A 26,221-nucleotide genomic window follows, 5' to 3' on the forward strand; every position below is an offset into this window, starting at 1 on the left:
GGCTCAGGCCGGTGCGCCCCCGGTCGCGCTCCAGTGGAACAGCGTCATGGCCACACTGGTCGCGAGGTTGTAGCTGGAGACCTGGGGACGCATCGGCAGTGCCACCAAGTGGTCCGCGCGGGCGCGCAGTTCGGGCGACAGCCCGGTGCGTTCCGAGCCGAAGGCGAGCACGGCGTCGTCAGGAAGCTTCAGCCCGCGGATGTCCTCGCCCTCGGGATCGAGGGCGAACACCGGCCCCGGTGGCAGTTCGTCGACCGTCAGTCGCTCCACGGCGGTCGCGAAGTGCAGTCCCGCGCCGCCGCGCACGACCGTGGGGTGCCAGGGATCGAGCGTGCCCGTCGTGACCACTCCGGTCGCGCCGAAGCCCGCGGCCAGCCGGATCACCGCGCCGGCGTTGCCCAGATTGCGGGGGTTGTCGAGGACCACCACGGGCGTGCTGCGCGGCGTGCGGGCCAGGATCCCCAGGTTGGCGGCACGGGAGGGACGTACGGCCAGCGCGGCGACCGAGGTGGGATGCGGGCGGGGGACGAGCGCCTTCAGCGTCGTCTCCGGGACCTCGGTCAGGAGCGCTTCCAGAGCGTCACGCACGTCGGGAGCGAGTTCGTCGGCCAGCTCCAGGGCCGCCCGCCGGTCGGTGGTGACGGCCACCGGGACGTCGGCCCGGAAGCGCACCGCGTGCTTGAGGGCGTGGAATCCGTCGAGCAGCACGGAGCCGTCGGCGAGCCGGTGCCAGGTGCGTACGGCATCCGGACGGCCCTCGTCGCCCGGCCCGTCCGCCGCGGACGGGCCGGCGCCGGTTTCCGGCCGGGCGAAGGTCCCCGGCCCGTCGACGGCGTCCGCCCCGGCTGTGGTCTCCGGCGCGTCGGCGTCCCTCTCGTTCATGCCGTGAAGCCTACGTGCGTGTCCTCGTTCTGCTCGCCGGAGCGGGGCTCGGGCTGCCGGGGCCCCGGCAGCGCGGGACGGTGGCCCGGAACCAGCGCGGCACGCCCGCGAGCCGCCCATCCGCCGAGGCGCCGCAGGAAGGAAGTCGGCAGGAACACAGCGTCCGCCGCGATCATCGCGAGCGAGAAGAACGGCAGTCCGAGGACCACGGCGATCACGGCGTGCTCGGTCATCATCGCTGCCAGCAGGACGTTCTTGACGCGCCGGTTGAACAGCGTGAAGGGGAAGGCGACCTGCACGATGACCGTCCCGTACGTCACCAGCATCACCATCGTGCCGTGGGAGGCCATCAGGTGCGACAGGGCGGGCCAGGGCGAGAAGTAGTCCAGGTTCAGCGGGTAGTAGACCGCCGTGCCGTCCTGCCAGCGCGAGCCCTGGATCTTGTACCAGCCGGCGGTCGCGTAGATGAGGCACGCCTCGGCCATGACGACGACCAGGGCGGCGTTGTGCACGAGGTTGGCCACGACGTCCAGCAGGATGCGCGGCTCGGCGGTACGCGCCCGTCTCCCGACGACCCACCACAGTGCCTGCACCGCCAGCAGTCCCCAGAAGATCACCAGCCAGCCCGTGCTCAGCCGGCCCGCGAGCGAGGCCGCGGCCAGGGCCAGGCACATCACCCCCCACAGGGCGATCCCCACCCGGTCGAGAGCGGGAGGCTGCCCCGGCGCGCGTGCCTCCCGCGCGCGCCGTGCCTGCCGCGCGTCCATCGACCACACCTGGCCGCAGCGCGTGAACACCAGGTAGATCGCCATCAGGTGGATGACGTTGTCCCCGCCGTCCCCCATGAAGACACTGCGGTTCTGGAGGGACAGCACCCCGATCATGAAGAGCACGGACGTCGTGCGGGTCCGCCAGCCCACGAGCAGCAGCGCGCTGCAGAGGACGGCGAGAGCGTAGAAGGCCTCGAACCATCCCTGGCTGTCCGACCACAGCAGTGCCGAGAAGGCGCCGTTGCCCGAGACGGACTGCTGGGCGAGGTCCCAGCTCCACGGCGATTCGGGCCCGTACAGCTCCTGGCGGTGCGGGTATTCGCGCAGCAGGAAGAGCAGCCAGGTGGCGGAGAAGCCGATACGGATCACGGCACTCTGGTACGGGCCGAGCGCGGACTCGGTGACGCGGTTGATGCCGTGGGAGACCGCCGGGGCGAACCGGTTCATCGGGCGCTCGCCTCCGTCAGCCCGCCCTCGCGGTCGCTGTCGGGGACGATCCACCAGGGCAACTCCCGGACGACGGGCTTGTCGGACACCTTCTCCTCGCTCCACTCGGGGGCCGGCACGTTGGTGGAGCTGGAGCGCACCTGGATGCGTTCGACGACGGAACCGGCGCCGCCCGCGTGCTCGCGGGCGAGACGCATGACGGCGATCCGGCGCAGATAGCGCTCGGAGAGGTCGCCGCGCAGGCCCATGGGACGGTTCTTGCTGTCGTGCGTGGCGGCGTAGTAGTCCCACGCCCGGCGCAGTTCGTTCTGCTGGGTGTGGCTCGGCAGCAGATTGCCCTCGATGGCCTCCCCGTCCAGGGCGGACAGGTCGTACCAGCCGGTCTCGCGGCTGAGGCCGTCCGGGGTGCGGACCAGGGCACGGACCTGGACCGAGACGTTCTGCTGCAATGGGTTGGGAGCGAAGAGCTTCCAGTTCTGCTCGAACTCGGGGTAGATCCAGTCGTCGATCGCGCGGCCGTGCTGCTTGGTCATCGTGTTCGACGGCGCGACGTGCAGGAAGACCATGCCGAGGTGCACAAAGGTGACCACGGCGACCACGGCGAGCGCGAAGGCGGCGGCGACCTGGGAGCGGAGGGGGAGGGCGGCTATGCCCGCGATCGCGCCGCGGGGCCGACCGGGGGCGGGGTCGTCCGGAGCCGGGTCATCGGGGCGGCCTGGGTCATCGAGGTCGCCCGGGGCACTGGGGTCACCCGGGGCGCTGGGGTCACCCGGGGCGCTGGGGTCACCCGGGGCACTCGGGTCGATGAGATCACCGGGACCGAGATCGCCCCGTACGGCGGTTTCGGCCTCCGCGTCACCCCTGATGGCGGTATCAGGCCCCGTGTGGTCAGCCACGGCTCTGTCGGATGCCGGGGCGTCGCTCACGACCCCGTCGCTCACCGCCCCGTCGGGCCCGGCCCCGACGTCTGCGGCCCCGTCCTCGGCGGAGTCGCCCGGGAACCCGTCCGCCCCGGGCCGGAGCTTCGGTCCCTCGTCGTACGCGTCCAATTCCGCCCCGATTCACGATCCCGAACCCGAATGCCGTTGGGCCGCAGGCATCGTGCGCTCACGCCGCTCCCGACCTGTACCACCGCTGCGCACAGCACCGCCCGCACCGCGACGTCCGCACCGGAACCGTACTCGGACCGGCCGGTCCGGCACAGCCTCCTGAGCCACAGCGGTCACAGAGTGGCCCACGAGGTTATCCACAGCGGTTGACACCTTACGGCGCTCGGCCGACCATTGATTCGAAGCGAACCGAACGATCGGTCGGTCGGGAGAGAGGTCGAGGGGGACCGCATGGCGACAGCAGCAGCGCACCACACGGCCCGCGCGCAGGCGGACGGACAGGAAGAAGCCGCGCACGCGGCGGCGTACGAAGCCGTCTTCGACGCCGCGGTGGCGGCGGACGAGCGCATCGAGCCGCGTGACTGGATGCCCGACGCCTACCGCTCCACCCTGGTCCGGCAGATCGCGCAGCACGCGCACTCCGAGATCATCGGCATGCAGCCCGAGGCCAACTGGATCACACGCGCGCCTTCGCTGCGCCGCAAGGCGATTCTGATGGCCAAGGTCCAGGACGAGGCCGGGCACGGCCTGTACCTGTACAGCGCGGCCGAAACCCTCGGCACCGGCCGCGACGAGCTCCTCGACAAGCTGCACACCGGCCGCCAGAAATACTCGTCGATCTTCAACTACCCGACGCTGACCTGGGCCGACGTCGGCGCCATCGGCTGGCTGGTGGACGGCGCCGCGATCACCAACCAGGTCCCCCTGTGCCGCTGCTCGTACGGACCGTATGCGCGCGCGATGGTCCGCATCTGCAAGGAGGAGTCCTTCCACCAGCGCCAGGGGTACGAGCTGCTGCTGGCCCTCAGCCGCGGCACCCCCGAGCAGCACGAGATGGCGCAGGACGCGGTGAACCGCTGGTGGTGGCCCTCCCTGATGATGTTCGGCCCGCCCGACGACGAGTCCTCGCACTCCGCACAGTCGATGGCCTGGAAGATCAAGCGCCATTCGAACGACGAGCTGCGTCAGCGATTCGTGGACATCTGCGTACCCCAGGCGGCGTCGCTGGGCCTGACCCTCCCCGACCCGGACCTCGTGTGGAACGAGGAGCGGGGACACCACGACTTCGGCGCGATCGACTGGACGGAGTTCTGGGAGGTCCTCAAGGGCAACGGCCCGTGCAACGAACAGCGCATCACCCAGCGCCGACGCGCACACGACGAGGGCGCCTGGGTACGGGAGGCCGCCGCGGCGTACGCGGAGAAGCAGGCCACCACCCGGGCGGAGCCGCCCGCCGGACAGACCGACCAGCAGAGCAACGGCACGGGCGGCCCCCAGGGCGACGAGCCCGCGGGCACGGCCGACGAGCACGGGAAGGCACGAGCATGACGACCAACGAATGGCCCCTGTGGGAGGTCTTCGTGCGCTCCCGCCGCGGCCTCTCCCACACGCACGCCGGCAGCCTGCACGCGCCGGACGCGGAGCTGGCCCTGCGCAACGCACGCGACCTGTACACGCGCCGCGGCGAGGGAGTCTCGATCTGGGTCGTCCCCTCCGCCGCCGTCACGGCCTCCTCGCCCGACGAGAAGGACCCGTTCTTCGAGCCCGCCGCGGACAAGCCGTACCGGCATCCGACGTTCTACGAGATCCCGGACGGGGTGAAGCACCTGTGACCGCCTCCACGTCCGAGACGGCGACCGCCGCGGCCCTCGCCCTCGGCGACGACGCCCTGGTGCTCTCGCACCGGCTGGGGGAGTGGGCCGGCCACGCGCCCGTCCTCGAGGAGGAAGTCGCCCTCGCCAACATCGCGCTCGACCTGCTGGGCCAGGCACGCGTTCTGCTGTCCATGGCCGGTGACGAGGACGAGCTGGCGTATCTGCGCGAGGAGCGCGCCTTCCGCAACCTCCAGCTCGTCGAGCAGCCGAACGGCGACTTCGCGCACACGATCGTCCGCCAGCTGTACTTCTCCACCTACCAGCGGCTCCTGTACACCCAGCTGGCCGAGGGCACCGGCCCCTTCGCGCCGCTCGCCGCGAAGGCCGTGAAGGAAGTCGTGTACCACCAGGACCACGCCGAGCAGTGGACCCTGCGGCTGGGCGACGGCACGGACCTCAGCCATGAGCGCGTGCGGCGTGCGACCGAGGCGCTGTGGCGGTTCACCGGCGAGATGTTCCAGCCGGTCGAGGGCGTGGACGTCGACCGGGAAGGGATGCGCGCCGCCTGGCTGGAGTCCGTGGGCGACGTCCTGCGTCGCGCGACCCTCGCGCTCCCCGAGGGACCGGCGTCCGGAGCGTGGACGGCGGGTGCCGGACGGCAGGGCCTGCACACCGAGTCCTTCGGGCGGATGCTCGCCGAGATGCAGCATCTGCACCGCAGTCACCCGGGGGCGACATGGTGACGACGACCGCTCTCGAAGAGGAGGTCCGCAGGCTGGCCGGGTCCGTGCCCGACCCCGAGCTGCCCGTGCTCACCCTGGAGGAGCTCGGCGTGCTGCGCGCCGTACGGATGCATGACGCGGACTCGGTCGAGGTGGACCTGTCCCCGACGTACACCGGCTGCCCGGCCATCGAGGCGATGTCCGTGGACATCGAGCGGGTGCTTCACGAGCACGGCATACGAGAGGTCGCCGTCCGTACGGTGCTCAGCCCCGCGTGGTCGACCGACGACATCTCCGACGAAGGCCGCCGCAAACTGCGGGAGTTCGGGATAGCGCCACCGCGCGGCGGCCGTCCCACAGGCCCGGTGACGGTCGAGTTGGGTCCGACGCGGACGTCCCCGTCCGCCCCGCGCCCGCAGCAGACCGAGCCGGTCCTCTGCCCGCACTGTGGATCGGCAGACACCGAGCTGCTCAGCCGCTTCTCCTCCACCGCGTGCAAGGCGCTCAGGCGCTGCCTGTCCTGCCTCGAGCCGTTCGACCACTTCAAGGAGCTGTGATGGCCCGCTTCCACTCGCTCCCGGTGGCCGCGGTCGACCGGCTCACCGACGATTCGGTGGCCCTGACCCTCGCCGTGCCGCCCGCACTGCGCGAGGAGTACCGGCACGCACCCGGCCAGCACCTCGCCCTGCGCTGCACGATCGACGGCGAGGAGATTCGCCGGACGTACTCGATCTGCTCACCGGCGCCCGCACCCGGCGACGAGGGCCCGCACACCCTGCGGGTCGGGGTGCGGCTGGTCGACGGCGGAGCCTTCTCGACGCACGCGCACAAGGAGATCGCCGTCGGCGACGACGTCGAGGTGATGACTCCGGCGGGCCGTTTCATCCTGGAGCCGGCCAACGGGCTGTACGCGGCGGTGGTGGGCGGCAGCGGGATCACCCCGGTGCTGTCGATCGTCTCCACATTGCTGGCGAGGGAGCCGGAGGCGAGGTTCTGCCTCGTCCGCAGCGACCGGACGAGCGCCTCGACGATGTTCCTGGAGGAGGTCGCCGACCTCAAGGACCGTTATCCGCAGCGGTTCCAGCTGGTGACGGTGCTCTCCCGGGAGGAGCAGCAGGCCGGACTGCCGACCGGACGGCTCGACCAGGAGCGGCTCACCGGACTACTCCCGGCCCTGCTGCCGGTGGACCGGGTGGCGGGCTGGTTCCTGTGCGGGCCGATGGGGCTCGTACAGGGGGCGGAGCGTGCGCTGCGCGGGCTCGGGGTGTCGCGGACCAGGATCCACGAGGAGATCTTCCACGTGGACGCCGGTGCCGCCGCCGCGGTCCCCTCCACGCGCCCCGCGCCTGCGCACAGCACGGTGACGGCACGGCTCGACGGACGCGGCGGCACCTGGCCCGTCCAGGAGGGCGAGTCGCTGCTGGACGCGGTGCTGCGCAACAGGCCGGACGCGCCGTACGCCTGCAAGGGCGGCGTGTGCGGCACCTGCCGGGCCTTCCTGGTCTCGGGCGAGGTCCGGATGGACCGCAATTTCGCGCTGGAACCGGAGGAGACCGAAGCCGGCTATGTGCTGGCCTGCCAGTCCCACCCGGCCACGGAGAAGGTGGAGTTGGACTTCGACCGGTAGGCCTGCCGGCACCGGCCGTTCCCTTCTTGTAGAACCTGTTCTATCTTGACGCTCCGTCAGATCGGAGGCTCCGGAGGGCTTTTGCCCGTGCGCCGGACCTCCGGTCGGTTGGCCGGCGCGTGGGAGGACAGGACTCGTGGACTTCACCTTCACCGAGGAGCAGCAGGCGGCGGTCGAGGCGGCGAAGGCGGTGTTCGCCGGGGTCGCGCCGGACGGAGTACCCAGCCCCGCGCTCACCCCCGGCGCCGTCGCCGAGGACTTCGACCGCGGTCTGTGGGCGAAGCTCGCCGACGCGGATCTGCTGAGCCTGTTGCTCGACGCGGAGTACGGCGGAGCGGGACTCGACGTGGTGGCCCTGTGCCTGGTGCTGCGCGAGTCGGCACGGGTCCTTGCGCGCGTACCACTGCTGGAGAGCAGCGCGGCGGCGGTGGCCGTGCAGACGTACGGCGGCAAGGAGTTGAAAGCCGAGTTGCTGGAGCGCGCGGGCCGGGGCGAGCTCGTCCTGACCGTCACCGCCAGTGGCCGGACGGGGCACGACCCGGCCGAACGCGCCGTGACCGCACGGCGGGACGGTGGCATGTGGGTGCTGGACGGCTCCCAGACGGCGGTGCCCTGGGCGTACGGCGCCGACCTCCTCGTCGTACCCGCGCACACGGAGGCCGACCGGACCGTCCTCGCGTTCGTCCCCCGCGACCACGAAGGCGCCGTGCTCGCCGAACAGATCTCCACCACCGGCGAGCGGCTCGCGGAACTGCGCCTGGAGTCGGCGCGGATCACCGACCGGTATGTGATCGACGCGGAGGGCGCCTGGGACGCCCTGCGTGAACTGCTGGCGACCGGGACGTGCGCGCTGGCGCTCGGGCTCGGGGAGGCCGTGCTCGGGATGACCAGTGAATACACCGGCAAGCGGGAGCAGTTCGGATTCCCCGTCGCCACCTTCCAGGCCGTCGCCGTGCAGGCCGCCGACCGCTACATCGACCTGCGTGCCATGGAGGTGACTCTGTGGCAGGCCGCGTGGCGGATCGGGACCGGGGCAGGGGGCGCGCTCCCGGCGTCCGGGGACGTGGCCGTCGCCAAGATCTGGGCCTCGGAAGGCGTACGCCGGGTGGTGCAGACGGCACAGCATCTGCACGGGGGCTTCGGCGCCGACACCGACTATCCGCTGCACCGGTACCACGCCTGGGCCAAGCAGCTGGAGCTCTCGCTCGGCCCGGCCGCGGCGCACGAGGAGGCCCTGGGGGACCTGCTCGCGGCGCATCCACTGGGCTGAGGCCGGGCACAGGCCACGCGGGACGTCACGGCCGGCCTCGCGGGACAGCTTTCCCGCATGCCCGACGGAACTCCGGTATGCCCGGTGGCGTCCCGCGGACCGGGCGGCGCTCCCATGTCTCCGACAGCTCTCCCGGCGACCCGGCCGCGACGCCCGGTCACCGCAGGCTGGGCACCGGTCGCCGGTCCCAGTCTCCGGCCCATGGACGCCGGGCGCCGGACACCGACCGATGGGCGCCGGGCGAGGGAAGCCCTACACGACGGCGCCGGGCCGGCCCTTGTCGTCGACGACGGGGCGGCCGGCCGCTTCCCAGGCCTGCATGCCGCCGTCGACGTTCACGGCGTCGATGCCCTGCTGGACCAGGTACATGGTGACCTGGGCGGAGCGGCCGCCGGACCGGCAGATGACGTTGACGCGGCCGTCCTGCGGGGCGGCCTCGGTCAGCTCGCCGTAGCGGGCGACGAACTCACTCATGGGGATGTGCAGCGCCCCCTCGGCATGCCCGGCGTCCCACTCCTCGTCCTCCCGGACGTCCAGCAGGAAGTTCTCGTCCGTGAGATCCCCGATCCCGACGGTGGGCACAGCAGCTCCGAAACTCATGTCCCCGACGCTACCCGACCGCGGCCGCAACCCGATCCCCACGGGACTCCCCCGGTCCCCTCCAGGTCCCTCAGGCCCCTCGCGGCCTCACTGAGCCTGGGCTATCAGCGCCGCCAGCTCCGCCTCGCGCTCGCCGACCTGGGTCAGCAGCTGTTCGGCGATCTCCTCCAGAAGACGGTCCGGGTCGTCCGGGGCCAGCTTCAGCATCGCGCCGATGGCGCTCTCCTCCAGCTCCTGGGCGACGAAGGCGAGCATCTCCTTGCGCTGTGCGAGCCATTCGAGACGGGCGTAGAGCTCCTCGCTCCGGGTCGGCTTCCACTCCTCGGGCACGGGCCCCGCGGCCCACTCCGCGGAGAGCTCCCGCAGCAGCGCCTCGTCGCCCCGGCCGTAGGCGGCGTTCACCCGGGCGATGAACTCGTCGCGCCGCTTGCGCTCGTCGTCGTCCTGCGCCAGGTCGGGGTGCGCCTTGCGGGCCAGTTCGCGGTAGAGCTTGCGAGCCTCCTCGCTCGGGCGCACACGCTGCGGAGGCCGTACGGGCTGGTCCGTGAGCATCGCCACGGCCTCGGGGAACAGGCCCTCCGAGTCCATCCAGCCGTGGAACAGTTCCTCTACCCCGGGCATGGGCATGACCCGCGCCCGTGCTTCGTGCGCCTTGCGCACGTCCTCCGGGTCGCCGGTGCGCGCGGCCCTGGCCTCCGCGATCTCGGCCTCCAGCTCGTCGAGCCGGGAGTACATCGGGCCGAGCTTCTGGTGGTGCAGCCGCGAGAAGTTGTCCACCTCGACGCGGAAGGTCTCCACGGCGATCTCGAACTCGATCAACGCCTGCTCGGCCGCCCGCACGGCCCGCTCCAGCCGCGCCTCGGGCCGGGCATCGCCCTCGACAGCGGACTGCGAGGCCGACTCACCCCCGGCGGACACCCCCTGCGTGGAAGCCTCGTCCCCGGCAGGCGCTTCCTGCCCGGAAGCCTCACCACCGGCGGCCACTCCCTGCTCGGAAGCCTCGTCCCCAGCGGATGCCGGCTGCGCGGCCTCACCCGCAGCGGGCACACTCTGTGCCGAAGCCTCATCACCGGTGGACGTCTCCTGTCCGGAGACCTCACTCCCGGCGGGCTCCCGCTGCTCGGACATCGCGCCCTCCAGGGCACCGGACTGCTCACGAACCCCCTTGTCGGTGGGCTCGGACTGGCTCTGCTCGGCTTCCGGCGTCGTCACCCGACCAGCGTAGGCCACGGCGCTCCGGGGCCCTGCCGAGAGCGCCGTTTCCCGTTCTCCGCCGCGCTCCGGAGAGCGGCGCCGTCGGGGACGGCCACCGGACCGTCAGACACCCAGCTCCGCCGCTGTCCGGCCGTCCCGGACCGCCGCGACCAGCTCCGCGTGGTCGGCCTCCGTGCGGTCGGCGTACGCCACGGCGAACGACGCGACGGCCTCGTCCAGCTCCTCGCTCTTCCCGCAGTAGCCGGCGATGAGGCGCGGATCGGCGCTGTGGGCGTGGGCACGGGCGAGCAGCGCGCCGGTCATGCGGGCGTAGTCGTCGATCTGGTCGGCGGCCAGTGCGGCAGGGTCGACGCTGCCCTTGCGGTTGCGGAACTGACGGACCTGGAAGGGACGGCCGTCGACCGTGGTCCAGCCGAGCAGGATGTCGCTGACGACCTGCATGCGCTTCTGTCCGAGGACGACGCGGCGGCCCTCGTGCGGCACCTCGGGCATCGCGTGACCTGCGGTCGCCAGATGCGGGAGCAGCGCCGAGGGGCGGGCCTCCTTCACCTGGAGGACGAGGGGTTCGCCGCGGTGGTCGAGCAGCAGGACGACGTAGGACCGGGTGCCCACGCTGCCGGTGCCGACGACGCGGAAGGCGACGTCGTGGACCGCGTACCGGGCGAGGAGGGGGAGACGGTCCTCGGAGAGCGTCGTCAGGTAGTGCTCCAGGGACGCGACGACCGCCGCGGCCTCCGCGTCGGGTATGCGGCGCAGCACCGGCGGGGCGTCCACGAAGCGGCGCCCGCCGCCCTCCACCACTTCCGTCGCCTTGGCGGCGAACCGGCCGCTGGTGTTGGCCCGCGCCTTCTCCGAGACCCGCTCCAGCGTGCCGAGCAGGTCGTGGGCGTCGGTGTGCGAGACGAGTTCCTCGTCGGCGATCGCGTTCCACGCGTCGAGGACGGGCAGTTTGGCCATCAGCCGCATGGTGCGGCGGTACGCGCCGACCGTGTCGTGCGCGGCGGTCCGGCAGGTGTCCTCGTCCGCCCCGGCCTCCCGGCCGGCGAGCACGAGCGAGGTGGCGAGCCGCTTGAGGTCCCACTCCCAGGGGCCGTGCACGGTCTCGTCGAAGTCGTTCAGGTCGATGACGAGACCGCCCCGGGCGTCGCCGTACAGCCCGAAGTTGGCCGCGTGGGCGTCTCCGCAGATCTGGGCGTCGATCCCGGTCATGGGGGTGCGCGCGAGGTCGTACGCCATGAGGCCCGCCGAGCCGCGCAGGAACGCGAAGGGGGTGGCGGCCATCCTGCCGACCCGTATCGGGGTGAGGCCGGCGATGCGGCCGCGGTTGGACTCCTCGACGGCGGCCACGGCGTCGGGCCGGTCGGCGTCCTCGGTCAGCTCGGCGTGCGAGGCGCGCGGCACCCGCTTGCGCAGGGCCTTACCCGCGTCCTTGGGCGAACCCTGCACCGGCCACGCGGCGAACCCCGGCACGGCATATCCCCGCGCCGCAGCCCCGGCCTCGGGTCGCCGCCGTCCCTGCGGTTGCTGCCCCTCCGCGCGCTTGTGCTGGTCCGGAACCGCTGTACCGAGCTCGGTCACTGCGACCGCCTCCCCCGTGCACGAACATCAACTCGTGCTGACCGTACAGCCGGCCGGCGAAACACGTCAGACCCTGTGGACAACTCCGCCGCAGGGCCTGTGGACAAGGCCACGACGCCCAGCCCCCGCGGGCCGGCCCGTCACTTCCTGAGCACCTCCGGGCACGGCCCCTCTTCGGGGAGATAGCGCTCGGCCCACGCCCCGAGCTCCTTGAGCGCGGGTTCCAGGGCGGCGCCCGCCTCCGTCAGGCGGTACGAGACCCGCAGCGGGGGACCTTCGTCGACCTCGCGCACCACCAGGCCCGCCGCCCCGAGTTCGGTGAGCCGGTCGGAGAGCATCCGCTCGCTGATGCCGGGGATCGCCCGGCGCAGCTCGGTGAAGTGGACCGGCCGTTGCAGCAGGACGGCCACGACCAGGCCCGTCCAGCGCTTTCCCAGCAGATGGAAGACGCGCGCCATGCCGTCGTCGACCTTCTGGCACGGCCCCGCTTCGTGGATTCCCCGTTCCGGCATGGCTCCAGAGTACTGCGTCCCCGTTGGGGGATGAAAAAAAGTAAGTAGCTGTGTTATCTCTAGTCGAGTACGAAAAAGAAGCTACCGAGTTTCTTGCACCGACCCGGCCCCAGCCGTGCGCGGACACCCCCGCGCACCTGGACGACCCGGCTCACCCCTTTGTCTGGAGAACCCATGGCCACCCTGCTGCACATCGACTCGTCCGTCTTCACGGGCTCCGCCTCCTCCTCCCGTTCGGTGACGGACACCTTCCGCAAGAGCTGGGAGGAGCAGCACCCGCAGGGCACGGTCGTCTACCGCGACCTCGCCGCCGCCCCCGTGCCGCACATCACGGCCGCCGCCCACACCGCCGGTTTCGTCGCCCCGGACGCGCACACCCCGGAGCAGGCCGCGGCCTTCGCCGAGCGTCTGAAGCTCATCGAGGAGCTGGAGGCCGCCGACGCGATCCTGATCGGCGCCCCCATGTACAACTTCGCCATCCCCTCGACCCTCAAGGCGTGGCTGGACAACGTGTTCCTCGTGGGCCGCACCGCCATGGCCGAGGACTCGAAGCTGAAGGGCAAGCCGGTCACGGTCGTCGCCAGCCGTGGCGGCTCCTACGCGCCGGGCACCCCGCGCGAGGCCTACGAGTACGTGCAGAACTACCTGGAGGCCATCCTTCGCGACACCCTCGCCCTGGACCTCACCTTCATCGTCCCGGAGCTGACGATGGCGCCGCAGAACCCGGCGATGTCCGAGCTGATCCCCCTCTTCGAGGCGTCCCGCACCAAGGCCCACGAGGACGCGAGCGCCAAGGCCAAGGAACTCGCCTCGCGCCTCGCCGCCTGAGACGGGCCCGCGCGACCGGCGGCGTGAAGCCGCCATCGCCTCGTCGCCCAAGACGGACCCGTACGGTCGCGACCATGACCGTGGCCGTGGCGTAATGCCGCCGCATACGGCGGCGCACGGCAGCACGAGCGGCACAAAGGCGTGCCGACTCGTACCCGGCCGTGCGGACCGCCCGCGGCGGCACGGGGCGGGGCGTGAGATCCCGCCCTGAAGAGCGTTCCGTGCGCCCTCCCGACGAGCGCGCCGTGTGATTGTCCTCACCCGAGATGATCATGCGGCGCGCTCTCGCGTCCCCGGAGTCGCGAAGCTCACGGGAGGCGAAGCTCACGAAGGGCACGGAAGCCCACGAGAGACGAGGCTCACGCGAGACCAGCCTCGCGGAAGCCGAAGCCCCCGCACACGGAAGGGCCCCGGACAACGCGAAAGCCCCGCAGGTCCAAGACCTGCGGGGCTTCCAGCTGGTGCGCGAGGGGGGAGTTGAACCCCCACGCCCTTGCGGGCACTGGAACCTGAATCCAGCGCGTCTGCCTATTCCGCCACCCGCGCATTGGGTGTGTCGTCCGTCTCTCACCGAGTGGTGCGAGCGCCTGCCGACATCCAGAACATTAGCACGCTGTCAGGGGTGGATTCACATCCCTTTCCCGCTGCCCCGGGGGCCGGCGGACCCCGCTCCAGCCCAGGCCATCTCGCCCATGAGGGCCTCCGCGCCCGCCGCACGTCTCGACCGGAACCTGTTCACGTATCAACCTCGTACCGGTCCTGAACATCTCCCCAGGAGCCGGACGGCCCGCACAGTCAGGTGCGGGACACTGGTTGTGGGGCGCCTCTACGATCCTGGGCAGGAGTAGTGCCGGGAAGAGTTCGAAGAGGGGTCCTCGCGGGAACCTCGGGAGGGGACTTCGGAAGGCGTCGACAACCCGTCGACCGGGCCGACAGGGGGAACCAGCCGATTTCCCGACGCGTGGATACGATCAGTAAGCAGTACCAGGACGACAGCGACAGGCAGTACCGGGACAGCGTCCGCCGCCAGGACGAAGAAGGCAGCAAGCTGTACCAGGACGGCTACGAAGGAGGAGGTGCCCCATGGGAGTCCTGAAGAAGTTCGAGCAGCGTCTCGAAGGTCTGGTCAACGGCACCTTCGCCAAGGTGTTCAAGTCCGAGGTCCAGCCCGTGGAGATCGCCGGCGCGCTCCAGCGCGAGTGCGACAACAACGCCACGATCTGGAACCGCGACCGGACCGTCGTCCCCAATGACTTCATCGTGGAGCTGAGCACGCCGGACTTCGAGCGCCTCAGCCCCTACTCCGGCCAGCTCGGCGACGAGCTCGCCGGCATGGTGCGCGACTACGCGAAGCAGCAGCGCTACACCTTCATGGGCCCCATCAAGGTCCACCTGGAGAAGGCGGACGACCTCGACACCGGTCTGTACCGGGTGCGCAGCCGTACGCTCGCCTCCTCCACCAGTCAGGCTCCGGAGCGTGCCCCCGCGGGCCCGGCCCCTTCGGCCCCCCGCGGCCAGGGTGGCTACGGCTACCCGCCGGCGGCCACTCCTCCCATGCCGTCCGCGCCGCCGCCCGGCGGCCGCCCCGGAGGCGCGCCCATGGGGGCCCGGCCGCCGGCCGGCCCCGGACCCGGCGCCCGTACACGGCACTGGATCGAGATCAACGGCACACGCCATCAGATCTCCCGCCCGACGCTGGTGCTGGGTCGCAGCACCGACGCCGACGTGCGGATCGACGACCCCGGCGTCTCGCGCCGGCACTGTGAGATCCGGACCGGAACGCCCTCGACGATCCAGGATCTCGGGTCCACCAACGGCATCGTGGTGGACGGGCAGCACACCACCCGCGCTACGCTCCGCGACGGCTCGCGGATCGTCGTGGGCAGCACCACCATCATTTACCGGCAAGCCGAAGGGTGAAGCGGGGGCAATGTCAGAGCTGACCCTCACGGTCATGCGGCTGGGTTTCCTGGCCGTACTGTGGCTGTTCGTGATCGTGGCCGTGCAGGTCATTCGCAGCGACCTGTTCGGAACGCGCGTCACACAGCGCGGCTCGCGCCGGGACGCCTCCCGGCAGCAGCCGGCCGCACGCCAGGCCGCGCCTCCGCCCCAGCGCCAGCAGCAGCCGCCGCCGAGCAGCGGCGGCCGGCAGCGCCGCGGTGCCCCCACCAAGCTGGTCGTCTCCGAGGGCACCCTCACGGGCACCACGGTGGCGCTCCAGGGGCAGACGATCACGCTGGGCCGCGCGCACGACAGCACGATCGTGCTGGACGACGACTACGCGTCCAGCAGGCATGCCAGGATCTACCCGGACCGGGACGGCCAGTGGATCGTCGAGGACCTCGGCTCCACCAATGGCACGTATCTCGACCGGAGCCGACTGACGACTCCCACGCCCGTACCGCTGGGCGCGCCGATCCGCATCGGCAAGACCGTCATCGAGCTGCGGAAGTAGTACGACAATGAGCGAGCGGAGCGAGCACGCAGCGGCGGTCCACACGACGGACCCCGGCGCGCTCCCGACCGGAGGGTGGGCACCGTGCGGATGTACCCGGAGCCGACGGGCGAGGTGCGCATGAGTCTGTCACTGCGCTTTGCCGCCGGATCGCACAAAGGCATGATCCGTGAGGGCAACGAGGACTCGGGCTACGCCGGTCCCAGGCTGCTCGCGATCGCCGACGGGATGGGCGGCCAGGCCGCCGGCGAGGTCGCCAGTTCCGAGGTGATCTCCACCATCGTCGCGCTCGACGACGACGTGCCCGGCTCCGACATCCTCACCTCGCTCGGCACCGCCGTGCAGCGGGCGAACGACCAGCTCCGGATGATGGTCGAGGAGGACCCCCAGCTCGAAGGCATGGGGACCACCCTCACGGCACTGCTGTGGACCGGCCAGCGCCTGGGTCTCGTGCACGTCGGCGACTCCCGCGCGTACCTGCTGCGGGACGGCGTGCTGACGCAGATCACGCAGGACCACACCTGGGTGCAGCGGCTCGTCGACGAGGGACGCATCACCGAGGAGGAGGCCACCACCCACCCGCAGCGCTCCCTGCTGATGCGCGCGCTGGGCAGTGGCGACCACGTCGAGCCCGACCTCTCGATCCGCGAGGTCCGCGCCGGCGACCGTTACCTGATCTGCTCCGACGGTCTCAGCGGCGTCGTCTCCCATCAGACGATGGAGGACACCCTCGCCAGCTACCAGGGCCCGCAGGAGACCGTGCAGGAGCTCATCCAGCTCGCGCTGCGCGGCGGCGGCCCGGACAACATCACGGTCATCGTGGCCGACGTCCTCGACATCGACTCCGGGGACACCCTGGCCGGGCAGCTGTCCGACACCCCGGTCGTGGTGGGCGCGGTCGCCGAGAACCAGCACCAGCTGCACGACAACGGCGCCATGCAGACGCCCGCGGGCCGTGCCTCCAACCTCGGCCGCCCGGTGCCCGGGCAGGGCGGTGGCGGCGAGTTCGGCCCGCCCGGCAGCGGCGACACCACCGGGTACGTGCCGACGGACGGCTTCAACGCCTACTCCGACGAGGACTTCGTCAAGCCCCGTACCGGGCGCAAGTGGCTGAAGCGGTCCTTCTACATCACGCTGGCCCTCGCCGTGATCGGCGGCGGCCTGTACGGCGGCTACCGCTGGACGCAGACGCAGTACTACGTCGGCACCAAGGGCGAGCACGTCGCCCTGTACCGGGGCATCAGCCAGGACCTGGCCTGGGTCTCGCTCTCGAAGGTGGAGAAGGACCACCCCGAGATCGAACTCAAGTACCTGCCGCCGTACCAGCAGAAGCAGGTCGAGGCGACCATCGCCGAAGGCGGCCTGGGCGACGCCCAGTCGAAGATCGACGAGCTCGCCGTGCAGGCGTCCGCGTGCAAGAAGGACGCCGAGCGCCGCCGCGCCGAGACCGAGAAGAACGCGAAGACCGGTGAGGGCGAGGCCGGCGGGACCACGGGAACCACAAAGACCTCCCTCACGTCCAAGGCCACGTCCACGCCGACGCCGACGCCGTCGAACTCGGCACCGTCGTCCTCCAAGTCCACGACCGCACCCACTCCCACACCCGGCCCCAGCCTCTCCGACGAAGAGCAGAAGCTGGTCTCGCTGTGCGGTAAGCAGTAAGCAGCCGTGAGGGGCCCTGTCACACGATGAGCAGTAGTACCAACACGCCGACGCACCACACGTCCACGATCGGCTCGATCGGCACACCGAGCCGGCGCAACACCGAGCTGGCACTGCTGGTGTTCGCCGTTGTCATCCCGGTGTTCGCCTACGCCAACGTGGGCCTCGCCATCAACGACGAGGTCCCCGCGGGCCTGCTGAGCTACGGCCTGGGCCTCGGTCTGCTGGCCGGCGTGGGCCACCTCGTCGTGCGCAAGTTCGCGCCGTACGCCGATCCGCTCCTGCTGCCGCTGGCCACGCTGCTCAACGGCCTCGGCCTGGTGATCATCTGGCGGCTCGACCAGTCCAAGCTGCTGCAGTCGATCGACCAGGCGGGCACCGCGGCGCCGCGCCAGCTGCTCTACACGGCGCTGGGCATCGCCCTGTTCGTCGTCGTGCTGATCTTCCTGAAGGACCACCGCGTCCTGCAGCGCTACACGTACATCTCGATGGTCGGCGCCCTGTTCCTGCTGCTGCTCCCCCTGGTCCCGGGCCTCGGCGCCAACATCTACGGCGCCAAGATCTGGATCTCCGTCGCCGGCTTCTCCATCCAGCCCGGTGAGTTCGCGAAGATCGTCCTGGCGATCTTCTTCGCCGGCTACCTGATGGTGAAGCGGGACGCGCTCGCGCTGGCCAGCCGCCGCTTCATGGGCCTGTACCTGCCGCGCGGCCGCGACCTCGGCCCGATCCTCGTGGTCTGGTTCATCTCGATCCTGATCCTGGTCTTCGAGACCGACCTCGGTACCTCGCTGCTGTTCTTCGGAATGTTCGTCATCATGCTGTACGTCGCCACCGAGCGGACCAGCTGGATCGTCTTCGGTCTGCTGATGTCCGCGGCCGGCGCCGTCGGTGTGGCCTCCTTCGAACCGCACGTCCAGCAGCGTGTCCAGGCCTGGCTCGACCCCATGCGCGAGTACAAGCTGAGCCAGGCCGGCGCCCCCGGCGTCCACTCCGAGCAGGCCATGCAGGCGCTGTGGGCCTTCGGCTCCGGCGGAACCCTCGGCACCGGCCTCGGCCAGGGCCACTCCGAGCTCATCCGGTTCGCCGCCAACTCCGACTTCATCCTCGCCACCTTCGGTGAGGAGCTCGGCCTGGCCGGCATCATGGCGATCCTGCTGATCTACGGCCTGATCGTCGAGCGTGGCATCCGCACCGCCCTGGCCGCCCGGGACCCGTTCGGCAAGCTCCTCGCCGTCGGCCTCTCCGGCGCCTTCGGACTCCAGGTCTTCGTCGTCGCCGGCGGCGTCATGGGCCTCATCCCGCTCACCGGTATGACGATGCCGTTCCTGGCCTACGGCGGTTCCTCCGTGATCGCCAACTGGGCACTGATCGGCATCCTGATCCGGATCAGCGACACGGCCCGCAGGCCGGCGCCCGCCCCCGCTCCGAACCCCGACGCCGAGATGACCCAGGTGGTCCGCCCGTGAACAAGCCCCTGCGCCGGATCGCGATCTTCTGCGGGCTTCTCGTCCTCGCGCTGCTCATCCGCGACAACTGGCTCCAGTACGTCAAGGCCGACGAGCTGAAGGCCGACCCGAAGAACCGCCGGGTGAACATCGAGCGCTACGCCACCCCGCGCGGCGACATCATCGTGGACGGCAAGGCGATCACCGGTTCCTCGAAGTCCAAGACCGGTGACTACGAGTACAAGCGCACGTACAAGGACGGCGCGATGTGGGCGCCCGTCACGGGCTACGCCTCACAGGCCTTCGACGCCAGCCAGCTGGAGAAGCTCGAGGACGGCATCCTCACCGGCAACGACGACCGGCTCTTCTTCCGCAACACCCTGGACATGATCACGGGCAAGAAGAAGCAGGGCGGCAACGTCGTCACCACGCTGAACGCCGCCGCTCAGAAGGCGGCCTTCAAGGGCCTCGGCGACAAGAAGGGCGCCGTCGCCGCGCTCGACCCGAAGACCGGCGCGATCCTGGCGCTGGCCTCCACGCCGTCGTACGACCCGTCGGACTTCGCCGGCAACTCAGACGACGACGCCAAGGCCTGGAACAACCTCCAGAAGAAGAACAACGCCGACGACCCGATGCTCAACCGGGCGCTGCGCGAGACGTACCCGCCGGGCTCCACCTTCAAGGTCGTCACCGCGGCCGCCGCCCTGGAGAACGGGCTTTACCCCGACGCGGACACCAAGACGGACTCGCCGGACCCGTGGACCATGCCGGACACCACGACCAAGCTGCCCAACGAGGGCAACCTGCCGTGCAAGGACGCGACGCTGCGGGTCGCGCTCCGGGTCTCCTGCAACACCGTCTTCGGCAAGATCGGCGCGGACCTCGGCAAGGACAAGATGCTGGAGGAGGCCAAGAAGTTCGGCTTCAACTCCGAGCAGTTCACGCCGGTCCGCTCCAACGCCTCGAACTTCCCCACTGAGATGGACAAGCCGCAGACCGCGCTGAGCTCGATCGGCCAGTTCGAGACCGCCGCGACCCCGCTGCAGATGGCCATGGTGGCGTCCGCCGTCGCCAATGACGGCACGCTCATGAAGCCGTACATGGTGAGCGAGCTGAGCACGCACAACCTGGACGTCATCTCGCAGACGGAGCCCGAGAAGATGAGCGAGCCGCTGTCCGAGGACAACGCCCAGGTCCTCCAGTCGATGATGGAGACCGTGGTCAAGTCCGGCACCGGCCAGAACGCCCAGATCCCCGGGATCACGGTCGGTGGCAAGACGGGTACGGCGCAGCACGGCATCGGAAACAGTGAGAAGCCCTACGCGTGGTTCATCTCATACGCGAAGCTGAGCGACAACAGCTCGCCGGTCGCCGTGGCCGTGGTGATCGAGGACGGCAGCGCCAACCGTGACGACATCTCCGGTGGCGGTCTCGCCGCCCCCATCGCAAGGGACGTGATGAAGGCAGTCATCGACAGCAAGAAGTGACCCCGCTCACGTCCCCTTCACATCGGTGCACGTTGCGATACCGGTCCTGTATCGGGTGACGGGCTTGGCCAGGTCACAGACTTCGAGCCGGGTACGGTATGCCCGGACGGCACACCGCCGGACCGCACGCTTGTGCGGTCGGGACCGACGGAGAGGGCTGGTAGGTAGCTATGGAAGAGCCGCGTCGCCTCGGCGGCCGGTACGAGCTGGGCCAGGTGCTCGGCCGTGGTGGCATGGCGGAGGTCTACCTCGCGCATGACACCCGGCTCGGCCGCACCGTGGCGGTGAAGACGCTGCGGGCGGATCTCGCGCGCGACCCGTCGTTCCAGGCCCGGTTCCGCCGGGAGGCCCAGTCGGCCGCCTCGCTCAACCATCCCGCGATCGTCGCCGTGTACGACACGGGTGAGGACTACATCGACGGCACCTCCATCCCGTACATCGTGATGGAGTACGTCGACGGGTCCACGCTGCGCGAGCTGCTGCACTCCGGGCGCAAGCTGCTGCCCGAGCGGGCCATGGAGATGACCATCGGCATCCTCCAGGCACTGGAGTACTCGCACCGCAACGGCATCGTCCACCGCGACATCAAACCGGCGAACGTCATGCTGACGCGCAACGGCCAGGTCAAGGTGATGGACTTCGGCATCGCCCGCGCCATGGGCGACGCCGGCATGACGATGACGCAGACCGCGGCTGTCATCGGCACCGCCCAGTACCTCTCGCCGGAGCAGGCCAAGGGCGAGCAGGTCGACGCCCGTTCCGACCTGTACTCCACCGGCTGCCTGCTGTACGAGCTGCTGACCGTCCGGCCGCCCTTCGTCGGCGACTCCCCGGTCGCGGTCGCGTACCAGCACGTGCGGGAGGAGGCGCAGCCGCCGAGCGTCTTCGACCCCGAGATCACGCCCGAGATGGACGCGATCGTGCTGAAGGCGCTCGTCAAGGACCCGGACTACCGCTACCAGTCCGCCGACGAGATGCGCGCCGACATCGAGGCCTGCCTCGACGGCCAGCCCGTCGGGGCCACCGCGGCCATGGGCTCCGTCGGCTACGGCGGCTACCCCGACGACCAGCCGACGACGGCGCTGCGCTCCACTGACGCGCAGGCGACGTCCATGCTGCCCCCGACGAACCCGGACGACGGCGGCTACGGCTACGACGACCGCCCGGACCGCCGCCGCCAGAAGAAGAACAACACCTCGACGATCCTTCTGGTCGTCGCGGGTGTCCTCGTCCTCATCGGCGCGATCCTGATCGGCAAGTGGGCGTTCGGCGGCGGTGGGACGGGCAACGACTCGTTCAAGGCCCCGAACTTCGTGAGCCAGACACTGAACGATGCCAAGCGCATGGCCAAGAACCGCGACCTGACGCTCTCGGAGACCAAGAAGACCTGCGAGGACGAGCCCAAGGGCAACATCTGCTCCCAGGATCCGGTCGCGGGTACGACGGTGAAGAAGGGCGACACCATCAATGTGGTGGTGTCGACCGGAGCGCCCAAGGTCGCGGTCCCGAGCGTCGTCGGCGACAAGCTGAGCGAGGCCAAGGCGACCCTTGAGGACGACCAGTACCAGTTCGAGGTGAAGACGAAGTTCCAGGAGTCCTCCGAGGAGGCGAACACCGTCCTGGAGCAGGACCCGAAGCTCGGCGAAGAGGTGCAGAAGGGATCGACGATCACCCTCACCGTCGCCAAGGAGAAGAAGCAGTCCTCCGTCCCGGACGTCGCCGGCAAGACCTGTGACGAGGCCAAGGCGCAGATGACGGCCAACAACCTGGTCGGAGAGTGCACCGACGTCGAGACGGACGACCCGAACCTGGTCGGCAAGGTCATCCAGACCTCGCCTGCGGCCAACACCCAGGCCGACCCGGGCTCCAAGGTGTCGATCCAGATCGGCAAGGCCAAGGAGCAGCAGCAGGCCACGGTGCCGCCCCTGGCGGGCCAGCGGCTCAAGGACGCCAGGAAGGCGCTCCAGGACGCCGGGCTGAGCGTCGGGAACATCAACGGTGCCTCGGACGACAACGCCCTCGTGGTGGCCTCCGACCCGCAGGCAGGCACCCAGCTCGCCCAGGGCACCGCGGTCAACCTGACCACGGTGGGCCAGAACGGCAACAACCAGGGCGGCGACAACGGCGGCATCTTCGGCGGCGTCACCGGCTGAACGACCGGGGCCGGGTTCCACGCCAGGAACTGACGTCCCACGAGCGGTGAGAAGGGCCCCGGTACTCGAATCGAGTACCGGGGCCCTTCTCTATTTCCGCAGCGCCTGTCGAGATTTCCGCACCGCCTGCCGTGATTTCCGGACTGCCTGGCGTGATTTCCGCACCCACCCTCGGCACGTGTCGCGCATCACTCGGTGAGACAAAAGGCAAATGTTGATCAACTTCTCATGAATTGGTAATGTCCGGGGTGGGCGGGAAAGTCTCCGCCCGGACCGATTCGGGGGTAGTAAAATCAAGAAGCGCATTTTGGCGGTACTCGGTGCCGCCTGTTCTCTCACGTTCCTCGCGACGGGTACGGCCTCGGCCGGCACCAACAGCGGCTGGGTCTACACCACCGACTGGGACCCGGGTGGCCAGGGAGCGTTCGGCCACGACGGTGACTGCCTGACGGTGTACGACAACCAGAAGGACGGCTACAACGTCGAGATCCACCTTTTCCGTATGAGCACGTACGAGACCATCGCTGAGCTCCACACCACCCAGGGTGGCGGTTCTCACGCGTACAAGTGCTTCTCGGACAAGGTCCCGGAGAACATCAAGGTCGGCGTGCGCGTCTCCCTCATCAAGAGCGGCGACAAGTTCAGCGGGTTCAAGAACAACCTCACCAGCTGAACAGCGCGGTTCAGTCGTTGAATGGCTGAACAAAATGAATTGCCTGAGGTAAAGGACCGGGCCCGGAGTCGCGTAGGGGAAAATGCGACTTCGGGCCCGGTTCTCGCCGTGTGTCCCTCGGGAAGAGAGACACACATTCACATCAGCGGAGTTCCTTCGGGGGCGTCCGGTCGCTGTCGACCTTCTCCACGCGCTCCAGCTCGCCCCAGACCACGTAGCGGTAGCGGGACGTGTAGACGGGGGTGCAGGTCGTCAGGGTGATGTACTGGCCGGGCTTCTTCTTGCCGGACTGCTTGGGGACCGTCTGGAGGACCTTGACGTTGAACTTCGAGGTCTCCGGGAGGATGGCGTACGCCTTGTAGACGTACCACTTGTCCTTGGTCTCGAAGACGATCGCGTCGCCCTTCCTGACCTTGTCGATGTTGTGGAACTTGGCACCGTGGCCGTCCCGGTGGGCGGCGAGGGTGAAGTTGCCGTCCTTGCCCGTCATCGGCAGCGACGACTTGACCGGGTCCGTGTAGTAGCCGGCGACACCGTCGTTGAGGACCTTGGTCGAGGTGCCCTTCTCGACGAGCACCTCGCCGTTCTTCATGGACGGGACGTGCAGGAAGCCGATGCCGGCCTTGGTGTCCAGAGCACCCGGACCACCCTTGTCCTGCGCCCAGCTGTCACGCACCTTGTCACCCTGCTTGTGCGCCTCGCGGTCGGCCACGACGTTCGTCCACCACAGGGAGTAGACGACGAACAGCCCGAGCACCAGACCCGCGGTGATGAGGAGTTCGCCGAAGACGCTGACCGCCATCGCGATGCGGCCGCCGCGGCGCCTCGGCGCACCCGCGTGATCGTGGGCCGCCGAACCGCTCTGCGATCCGGCGCGCTCGTCGTGGTCGGTCCTCGCTGCCACTGTGCATCTGCCCCGTCTGGTCTGTCTCAGGTTGTCTCGGGTGCTCACGCACCCATGTGCGCACATCGTCGAGCGCCCGTGCGCTCTCAGCCGACGAGCGCGTCCGGTTTGCCCTTGCTGCGCGGGCGGTCCTCGACCATCTTGCCCCAGACGATCATCCGGTACTTGCTGGTGAACTCCGGCGTGCAGGTGGTCAGTGTGATGTAGCGGCCCGGCTTGGTGAAAGTCGAACCCCTGGGGATCGGGTCGAGCACGCTCGTGTTGCTCGGCGGCGTCACCGGGAGGATCGAGGTCATCTCGTAGACGTAGTAGTCGTCCTGCGTCTCGACCACGATCTCGTCCCCGGGCTTCAGCCGGTTGATGTAGCGGAACGGCTCGCCGTGCGTGTTGCGGTGCCCCGCCAGCCCGAAGTTCCCGCTCTTCGCGTCCGGCATCGCGGTCTTGCTGTCGCCCTCGCCGTAGTGACCCACCATCCCGCGGTCGAGCACCTTCGTCTTGCTGATGCCCTCCGCGATCGGCGCGACCACGTCCAGCTTGGGGATGTGCAGGATGGCGAAGCCCTGGCCCGGCGAGAAGCTCCCCGGGTTCCGCTTGCCCTTCGCCCAGTCCTCCTGGAGGTGGTGGGCGGCGCTGCCGGCCTGCTGGTGCGCCCGCACGTTGGACCACCACAGCTGGTAGGTCACGAACAGCAGCATCAGCACACCGGTGGTGATGAACACCTCGCCGATCACCCGGCTCACGACGACACCCGCGCTGGGCTTGCGCGCCCGTGCCGCGCGCCGGGCCTCCAACCGGCTCAGAGGGGCCTCAGCGCCCTTCTCCGCCGGTTCCAGGCCCTCCGAGGCCTCCTGGGCGCCTCCGTGCCGTCCATGGCGCCGAGCGGCCTTGCGCCGCGCCGCGCGGCCCCCCGGGGCGGGTGTGGCGCTCTCGCCTATTCGGGGTTTCTCCGGCGCGTCCGGGATGCGCAGCGCCACCGTCTCGTCGTCCAACGGCAGAGCGGGGGCGACCGGTTGGCCGTACGGTGCCGTGCCGGGGTCCTCGTACGGGACGGCGGCCGGTTGTTCGTACGGGACGGCCGCGGGCTCCTCGTACGACGGGGCGTACGTCTCCTCGTACGACTGCTGCTGCGTCTGTGCCTGTGCCGCGTGCCGCGGCTGCCGCGGCGGCGTCTGCGCCGGCGACTGGGGTCGCGGCCGGTCCTGTCCCGGGTACCAGTCGCGCGCGTACCTCTCCGGTTCGGACCAGCCTTCCTGGCGTCCCGCGGTCACGGGCTGCTCTGTTCGCGGCTGTCCCGGCAGGGGGTCCGTCAACGGGTCCGCGAGCCGGTCGACGGCCGCCTCGAAGCCCCCCGCGCCCTCGAACGCGTCAGCGCCCCCGTACGCGGCCTCGCCGCCGTAGGGGGAGCTGTCGCGCTCGGGGCGCAGTGCGGTCACGCCGTGGCCCTGCCCACCACCGGGGCGAGCCCCGCCGACCTCGCCACGGCCACCTTGTCGCCGCACTCCTCCAGCCAGTTGGCGAGCATCCGGTGGCCGTGCTCGGTCAGCACCGACTCGGGGTGGAACTGCACGCCCTCGACGGGAAGTTCGCGGTGTCTGAGGCCCATGACGATGCCGTCGTGGGTGCGGGCGGTGACTTCCAGCTCGGCCGGGACGGTCTCCGGCTCGGCGGCCAGCGAGTGGTAACGCGTGGCCGTGAACGGGGACGGCAGGCCCGCGAAGACCCCCTTGCCGTGGTGCTCGACGAGCGAGGTCTTGCCGTGCAGCAGCTCGGGCGCACGGTCCACCACACCGCCGTACGCCACCTGCATCGACTGCATGCCGAGGCAGACGCCGAAGACGGGCACTCCGGTCGCGGCGCAGTGCCGGACCATGTCGATGCAGACGCCTGCCTGTTCGGGCGCGCCCGGACCGGGTGACAGGAGCACGCCGTCGAAGCCGTCCTGGGCGTGCGCGGTCGACACCTCGTCGTTGCGGAGCACCTCGCACTCGGCGCCCAACTGGTACAGGTACTGGACCAGGTTGAAGACGAAGCTGTCGTAGTTGTCGACGACGAGAATCCGCGTGCTCACTGGTTGTCCACCGTCACATCGTTGAAGGGAAGCAGCGGCTCCGCCCACGGGAAGACGTACTGGAAGAGCACGTAGACCATCGCGAGGACGAGTACGAGCGAGATCAGTGCCCTCACCCATACGTTCCCCGGCAGATGCCGCCAGATCCAGCCGTACATGCCGTCCCTTCCGTCGCACCACGGCACCGGAGTCGCCACTCGCACCATCGGACTCCTGCCG

26 protein-coding genes and 1 tRNA gene are annotated in these 26,221 nt (G+C 70.2%); 15 read left to right on the top strand and 12 right to left on the bottom strand.

From position 1 onward, the window contains the following. Positions 1-3: 3 nt before the first annotated feature. The 3 genes from ABEB03_RS01755 to ABEB03_RS01765 are packed head-to-tail and all read right to left on the bottom strand — an operon-like array spanning position 4 to position 2,995. Positions 4-882, bottom strand: coding sequence for a TrmH family RNA methyltransferase (locus tag ABEB03_RS01755; RefSeq protein WP_345640096.1), 879 nt, complete (start codon positions 880-882; stop codon positions 4-6). Next, the gene (locus tag ABEB03_RS01760) at positions 879-2,099 is read right to left on the bottom strand and encodes an HTTM domain-containing protein (protein ID WP_345640098.1); all 1,221 of its coding nucleotides are present in this window, start codon (positions 2,097-2,099) and stop codon (positions 879-881) included. Before ABEB03_RS01760 ends, ABEB03_RS01755 begins: the two co-directional genes overlap by 4 nt. Next, a complete protein-coding gene (locus tag ABEB03_RS01765; RefSeq protein WP_345640100.1) occupies positions 2,096-2,995 on the bottom strand; it encodes a DUF5819 family protein in 900 nt (299 codons plus the stop codon). The genes ABEB03_RS01760 and ABEB03_RS01765 overlap by 4 nt, the downstream gene beginning before the upstream one ends. 444 nt (positions 2,996-3,439) lie before the next feature. Between ABEB03_RS01765 and paaA the strand changes: the two genes are divergently transcribed. From paaA to ABEB03_RS01795, 6 genes are all read left to right on the top strand, one after another. Next, positions 3,440-4,537 (top strand): 1,2-phenylacetyl-CoA epoxidase subunit PaaA, encoded by a 1,098-nt coding sequence (gene paaA, locus ABEB03_RS01770; protein ID WP_345640102.1) that lies wholly within the window; start codon positions 3,440-3,442, stop codon positions 4,535-4,537. Then, entirely contained in the window at positions 4,534-4,821 is a 288-nt protein-coding gene (gene paaB, locus ABEB03_RS01775; protein ID WP_345640104.1) for a 1,2-phenylacetyl-CoA epoxidase subunit PaaB, read from the top strand. The genes paaA and paaB overlap by 4 nt, the downstream gene beginning before the upstream one ends. Continuing rightward, the gene (gene paaC / locus ABEB03_RS01780) at positions 4,818-5,546 is read left to right on the top strand and encodes a 1,2-phenylacetyl-CoA epoxidase subunit PaaC (protein WP_345640106.1); all 729 of its coding nucleotides are present in this window, start codon (positions 4,818-4,820) and stop codon (positions 5,544-5,546) included. The genes paaB and paaC overlap by 4 nt, the downstream gene beginning before the upstream one ends. Continuing rightward, on the top strand, positions 5,540-6,082 hold the full coding sequence (paaD, locus tag ABEB03_RS01785; protein ID WP_345640109.1) for a 1,2-phenylacetyl-CoA epoxidase subunit PaaD: 543 nt from the start codon (positions 5,540-5,542) through the stop codon (positions 6,080-6,082). Before paaC ends, paaD begins: the two co-directional genes overlap by 7 nt. Continuing rightward, positions 6,082-7,152, top strand: a complete 1,071-nt coding sequence (locus ABEB03_RS01790) for a 2Fe-2S iron-sulfur cluster-binding protein (RefSeq protein WP_345640113.1) — start codon at positions 6,082-6,084, stop codon at positions 7,150-7,152. Before paaD ends, ABEB03_RS01790 begins: the two co-directional genes overlap by 1 nt. Positions 7,153-7,288: 136 nt before the next feature. After that, positions 7,289-8,422 (top strand): acyl-CoA dehydrogenase family protein, encoded by a 1,134-nt coding sequence (locus ABEB03_RS01795; RefSeq protein ID WP_345640116.1) that lies wholly within the window; start codon positions 7,289-7,291, stop codon positions 8,420-8,422. A gap of 252 nt (positions 8,423-8,674) precedes the next feature. Here ABEB03_RS01795 and ABEB03_RS01800 read toward each other — a convergent pair whose 3' ends face one another. The 4 genes from ABEB03_RS01800 to ABEB03_RS01815 form a co-directional block, all read right to left on the bottom strand. Further along, complete coding sequence (locus tag ABEB03_RS01800) at positions 8,675-9,022, bottom strand: rhodanese-like domain-containing protein (RefSeq protein WP_345640118.1); 348 nt, start codon at positions 9,020-9,022, stop codon at positions 8,675-8,677. An 87-nt stretch (positions 9,023-9,109) separates the two neighbouring features. Then, entirely contained in the window at positions 9,110-10,150 is a 1,041-nt protein-coding gene (locus ABEB03_RS01805; RefSeq protein ID WP_425589167.1) for a J domain-containing protein, read from the bottom strand. Positions 10,151-10,339: 189 nt separating this feature from the next. Continuing rightward, positions 10,340-11,815: a DUF2252 domain-containing protein gene (locus tag ABEB03_RS01810; RefSeq protein WP_345640120.1), complete on the bottom strand. Its 1,476-nt coding sequence runs from the start codon at positions 11,813-11,815 to the stop codon at positions 10,340-10,342. Between the two features lie 140 nt (positions 11,816-11,955). Beyond that, complete coding sequence (locus tag ABEB03_RS01815; protein ID WP_345640122.1) at positions 11,956-12,327, bottom strand: winged helix-turn-helix transcriptional regulator; 372 nt, start codon at positions 12,325-12,327, stop codon at positions 11,956-11,958. 174 nt (positions 12,328-12,501) lie between these two features. Here ABEB03_RS01815 and ABEB03_RS01820 point away from each other — a divergent pair, with 174 nt between their 5' ends. Further along, positions 12,502-13,155: an FMN-dependent NADH-azoreductase gene (locus ABEB03_RS01820; RefSeq protein WP_345640125.1), complete on the top strand. Its 654-nt coding sequence runs from the start codon at positions 12,502-12,504 to the stop codon at positions 13,153-13,155. Positions 13,156-13,614: 459 nt separating this feature from the next. Here ABEB03_RS01820 and ABEB03_RS01825 read toward each other — a convergent pair. Then, positions 13,615-13,701, bottom strand: a tRNA-Leu gene (locus ABEB03_RS01825). Between the two features lie 415 nt (positions 13,702-14,116). Here ABEB03_RS01825 and ABEB03_RS01830 point away from each other — a divergent pair. The 8 genes from ABEB03_RS01830 (at position 14,117) to ABEB03_RS01865 (ending at position 23,030) form a co-directional block, all read left to right on the top strand. Further along, positions 14,117-14,251 (top strand): hypothetical protein, encoded by a 135-nt coding sequence (locus ABEB03_RS01830; RefSeq protein WP_257004862.1) that lies wholly within the window; start codon positions 14,117-14,119, stop codon positions 14,249-14,251. Continuing rightward, positions 14,239-15,075 (top strand): DUF3662 and FHA domain-containing protein, encoded by an 837-nt coding sequence (locus ABEB03_RS01835; protein ID WP_345640128.1) that lies wholly within the window; start codon positions 14,239-14,241, stop codon positions 15,073-15,075. Before ABEB03_RS01830 ends, ABEB03_RS01835 begins: the two co-directional genes overlap by 13 nt. A gap of 10 nt (positions 15,076-15,085) precedes the next feature. Further along, complete coding sequence (locus ABEB03_RS01840) at positions 15,086-15,610, top strand: FHA domain-containing protein FhaB/FipA (RefSeq protein WP_345640130.1); 525 nt, start codon at positions 15,086-15,088, stop codon at positions 15,608-15,610. Positions 15,611-15,700: 90 nt separating this feature from the next. After that, positions 15,701-17,272, top strand: coding sequence for a Stp1/IreP family PP2C-type Ser/Thr phosphatase (locus ABEB03_RS01845; protein WP_095935784.1), 1,572 nt, complete (start codon positions 15,701-15,703; stop codon positions 17,270-17,272). 26 nt (positions 17,273-17,298) lie between these two features. After that, positions 17,299-18,738: an FtsW/RodA/SpoVE family cell cycle protein gene (locus ABEB03_RS01850; RefSeq protein WP_345640132.1), complete on the top strand. Its 1,440-nt coding sequence runs from the start codon at positions 17,299-17,301 to the stop codon at positions 18,736-18,738. Then, positions 18,735-20,204, top strand: coding sequence for a peptidoglycan D,D-transpeptidase FtsI family protein (locus tag ABEB03_RS01855; RefSeq protein ID WP_345640135.1), 1,470 nt, complete (start codon positions 18,735-18,737; stop codon positions 20,202-20,204). Before ABEB03_RS01850 ends, ABEB03_RS01855 begins: the two co-directional genes overlap by 4 nt. Before the next feature lie 170 nt (positions 20,205-20,374). Beyond that, positions 20,375-22,357: a Stk1 family PASTA domain-containing Ser/Thr kinase gene (gene pknB, locus ABEB03_RS01860; RefSeq protein ID WP_345640138.1), complete on the top strand. Its 1,983-nt coding sequence runs from the start codon at positions 20,375-20,377 to the stop codon at positions 22,355-22,357. Between the two features lie 307 nt (positions 22,358-22,664). Continuing rightward, positions 22,665-23,030, top strand: a complete 366-nt coding sequence (locus ABEB03_RS01865) for a hypothetical protein (RefSeq protein WP_095935468.1) — start codon at positions 22,665-22,667, stop codon at positions 23,028-23,030. Positions 23,031-23,172: 142 nt separating this feature from the next. On the opposite strand, the gene ABEB03_RS01870 is transcribed toward ABEB03_RS01865, so the two are convergent. From ABEB03_RS01870 to ABEB03_RS01885, 4 genes are all read right to left on the bottom strand, one after another. Then, positions 23,173-23,934, bottom strand: a complete 762-nt coding sequence (locus ABEB03_RS01870; RefSeq protein ID WP_425589160.1) for a class E sortase — start codon at positions 23,932-23,934, stop codon at positions 23,173-23,175. A gap of 86 nt (positions 23,935-24,020) precedes the next feature. Beyond that, positions 24,021-25,367, bottom strand: a complete 1,347-nt coding sequence (locus ABEB03_RS01875) for a class E sortase (RefSeq protein WP_345640144.1) — start codon at positions 25,365-25,367, stop codon at positions 24,021-24,023. Then, complete coding sequence (locus ABEB03_RS01880; protein ID WP_028799366.1) at positions 25,364-26,002, bottom strand: aminodeoxychorismate/anthranilate synthase component II; 639 nt, start codon at positions 26,000-26,002, stop codon at positions 25,364-25,366. The genes ABEB03_RS01875 and ABEB03_RS01880 overlap by 4 nt, the downstream gene beginning before the upstream one ends. Further along, on the bottom strand, positions 25,999-26,208 hold the full coding sequence (locus ABEB03_RS01885) for a hypothetical protein (RefSeq protein WP_095935464.1): 210 nt from the start codon (positions 26,206-26,208) through the stop codon (positions 25,999-26,001). Before ABEB03_RS01885 ends, ABEB03_RS01880 begins: the two co-directional genes overlap by 4 nt. Between the last annotated feature and the right edge of the window lie 13 nt (positions 26,209-26,221).

It is taken from the genome of Streptomyces siamensis, assembly GCF_039543605.1.
Taxonomy (GTDB): domain Bacteria; phylum Actinomycetota; class Actinomycetes; order Streptomycetales; family Streptomycetaceae; genus Streptomyces; species Streptomyces siamensis.

Excerpts from the sequence above, each read along its gene's own strand:
- ABEB03_RS01760 (WP_345640098.1), bottom strand. The coding sequence starts at position 2,099 with ATGAACCGGTTCGCCCCGGCGGTCTCCCACGGCATCAACCGCGTCACC.
- ABEB03_RS01815 (WP_345640122.1), bottom strand. The coding sequence starts at position 12,327 with ATGCCGGAACGGGGAATCCACGAAGCGGGGCCGTGCCAGAAGGTCGAC.
- ABEB03_RS01790 (WP_345640113.1), top strand. The coding sequence starts at position 6,082 with ATGGCCCGCTTCCACTCGCTCCCGGTGGCCGCGGTCGACCGGCTCACC.
- ABEB03_RS01850 (WP_345640132.1), top strand. The coding sequence starts at position 17,299 with ATGAGCAGTAGTACCAACACGCCGACGCACCACACGTCCACGATCGGC.
- ABEB03_RS01845 (WP_095935784.1), top strand. The coding sequence starts at position 15,701 with ATGTACCCGGAGCCGACGGGCGAGGTGCGCATGAGTCTGTCACTGCGC.
- ABEB03_RS01755 (WP_345640096.1), bottom strand. The coding sequence starts at position 882 with ATGAACGAGAGGGACGCCGACGCGCCGGAGACCACAGCCGGGGCGGAC.
- ABEB03_RS01835 (WP_345640128.1), top strand. The coding sequence starts at position 14,239 with ATGGGAGTCCTGAAGAAGTTCGAGCAGCGTCTCGAAGGTCTGGTCAAC.
- paaA (WP_345640102.1), top strand. The coding sequence starts at position 3,440 with ATGGCGACAGCAGCAGCGCACCACACGGCCCGCGCGCAGGCGGACGGA.
- ABEB03_RS01885 (WP_095935464.1), bottom strand. The coding sequence starts at position 26,208 with ATGGTGCGAGTGGCGACTCCGGTGCCGTGGTGCGACGGAAGGGACGGC.
- paaD (WP_345640109.1), top strand. The coding sequence starts at position 5,540 with ATGGTGACGACGACCGCTCTCGAAGAGGAGGTCCGCAGGCTGGCCGGG.
- paaB (WP_345640104.1), top strand. The coding sequence starts at position 4,534 with ATGACGACCAACGAATGGCCCCTGTGGGAGGTCTTCGTGCGCTCCCGC.
- pknB (WP_345640138.1), top strand. The coding sequence starts at position 20,375 with ATGGAAGAGCCGCGTCGCCTCGGCGGCCGGTACGAGCTGGGCCAGGTG.
- ABEB03_RS01800 (WP_345640118.1), bottom strand. The coding sequence starts at position 9,022 with ATGAGTTTCGGAGCTGCTGTGCCCACCGTCGGGATCGGGGATCTCACG.
- ABEB03_RS01805 (WP_425589167.1), bottom strand. The coding sequence starts at position 10,150 with ATGTCCGAGCAGCGGGAGCCCGCCGGGAGTGAGGTCTCCGGACAGGAG.
- ABEB03_RS01820 (WP_345640125.1), top strand. The coding sequence starts at position 12,502 with ATGGCCACCCTGCTGCACATCGACTCGTCCGTCTTCACGGGCTCCGCC.
- ABEB03_RS01840 (WP_345640130.1), top strand. The coding sequence starts at position 15,086 with ATGTCAGAGCTGACCCTCACGGTCATGCGGCTGGGTTTCCTGGCCGTA.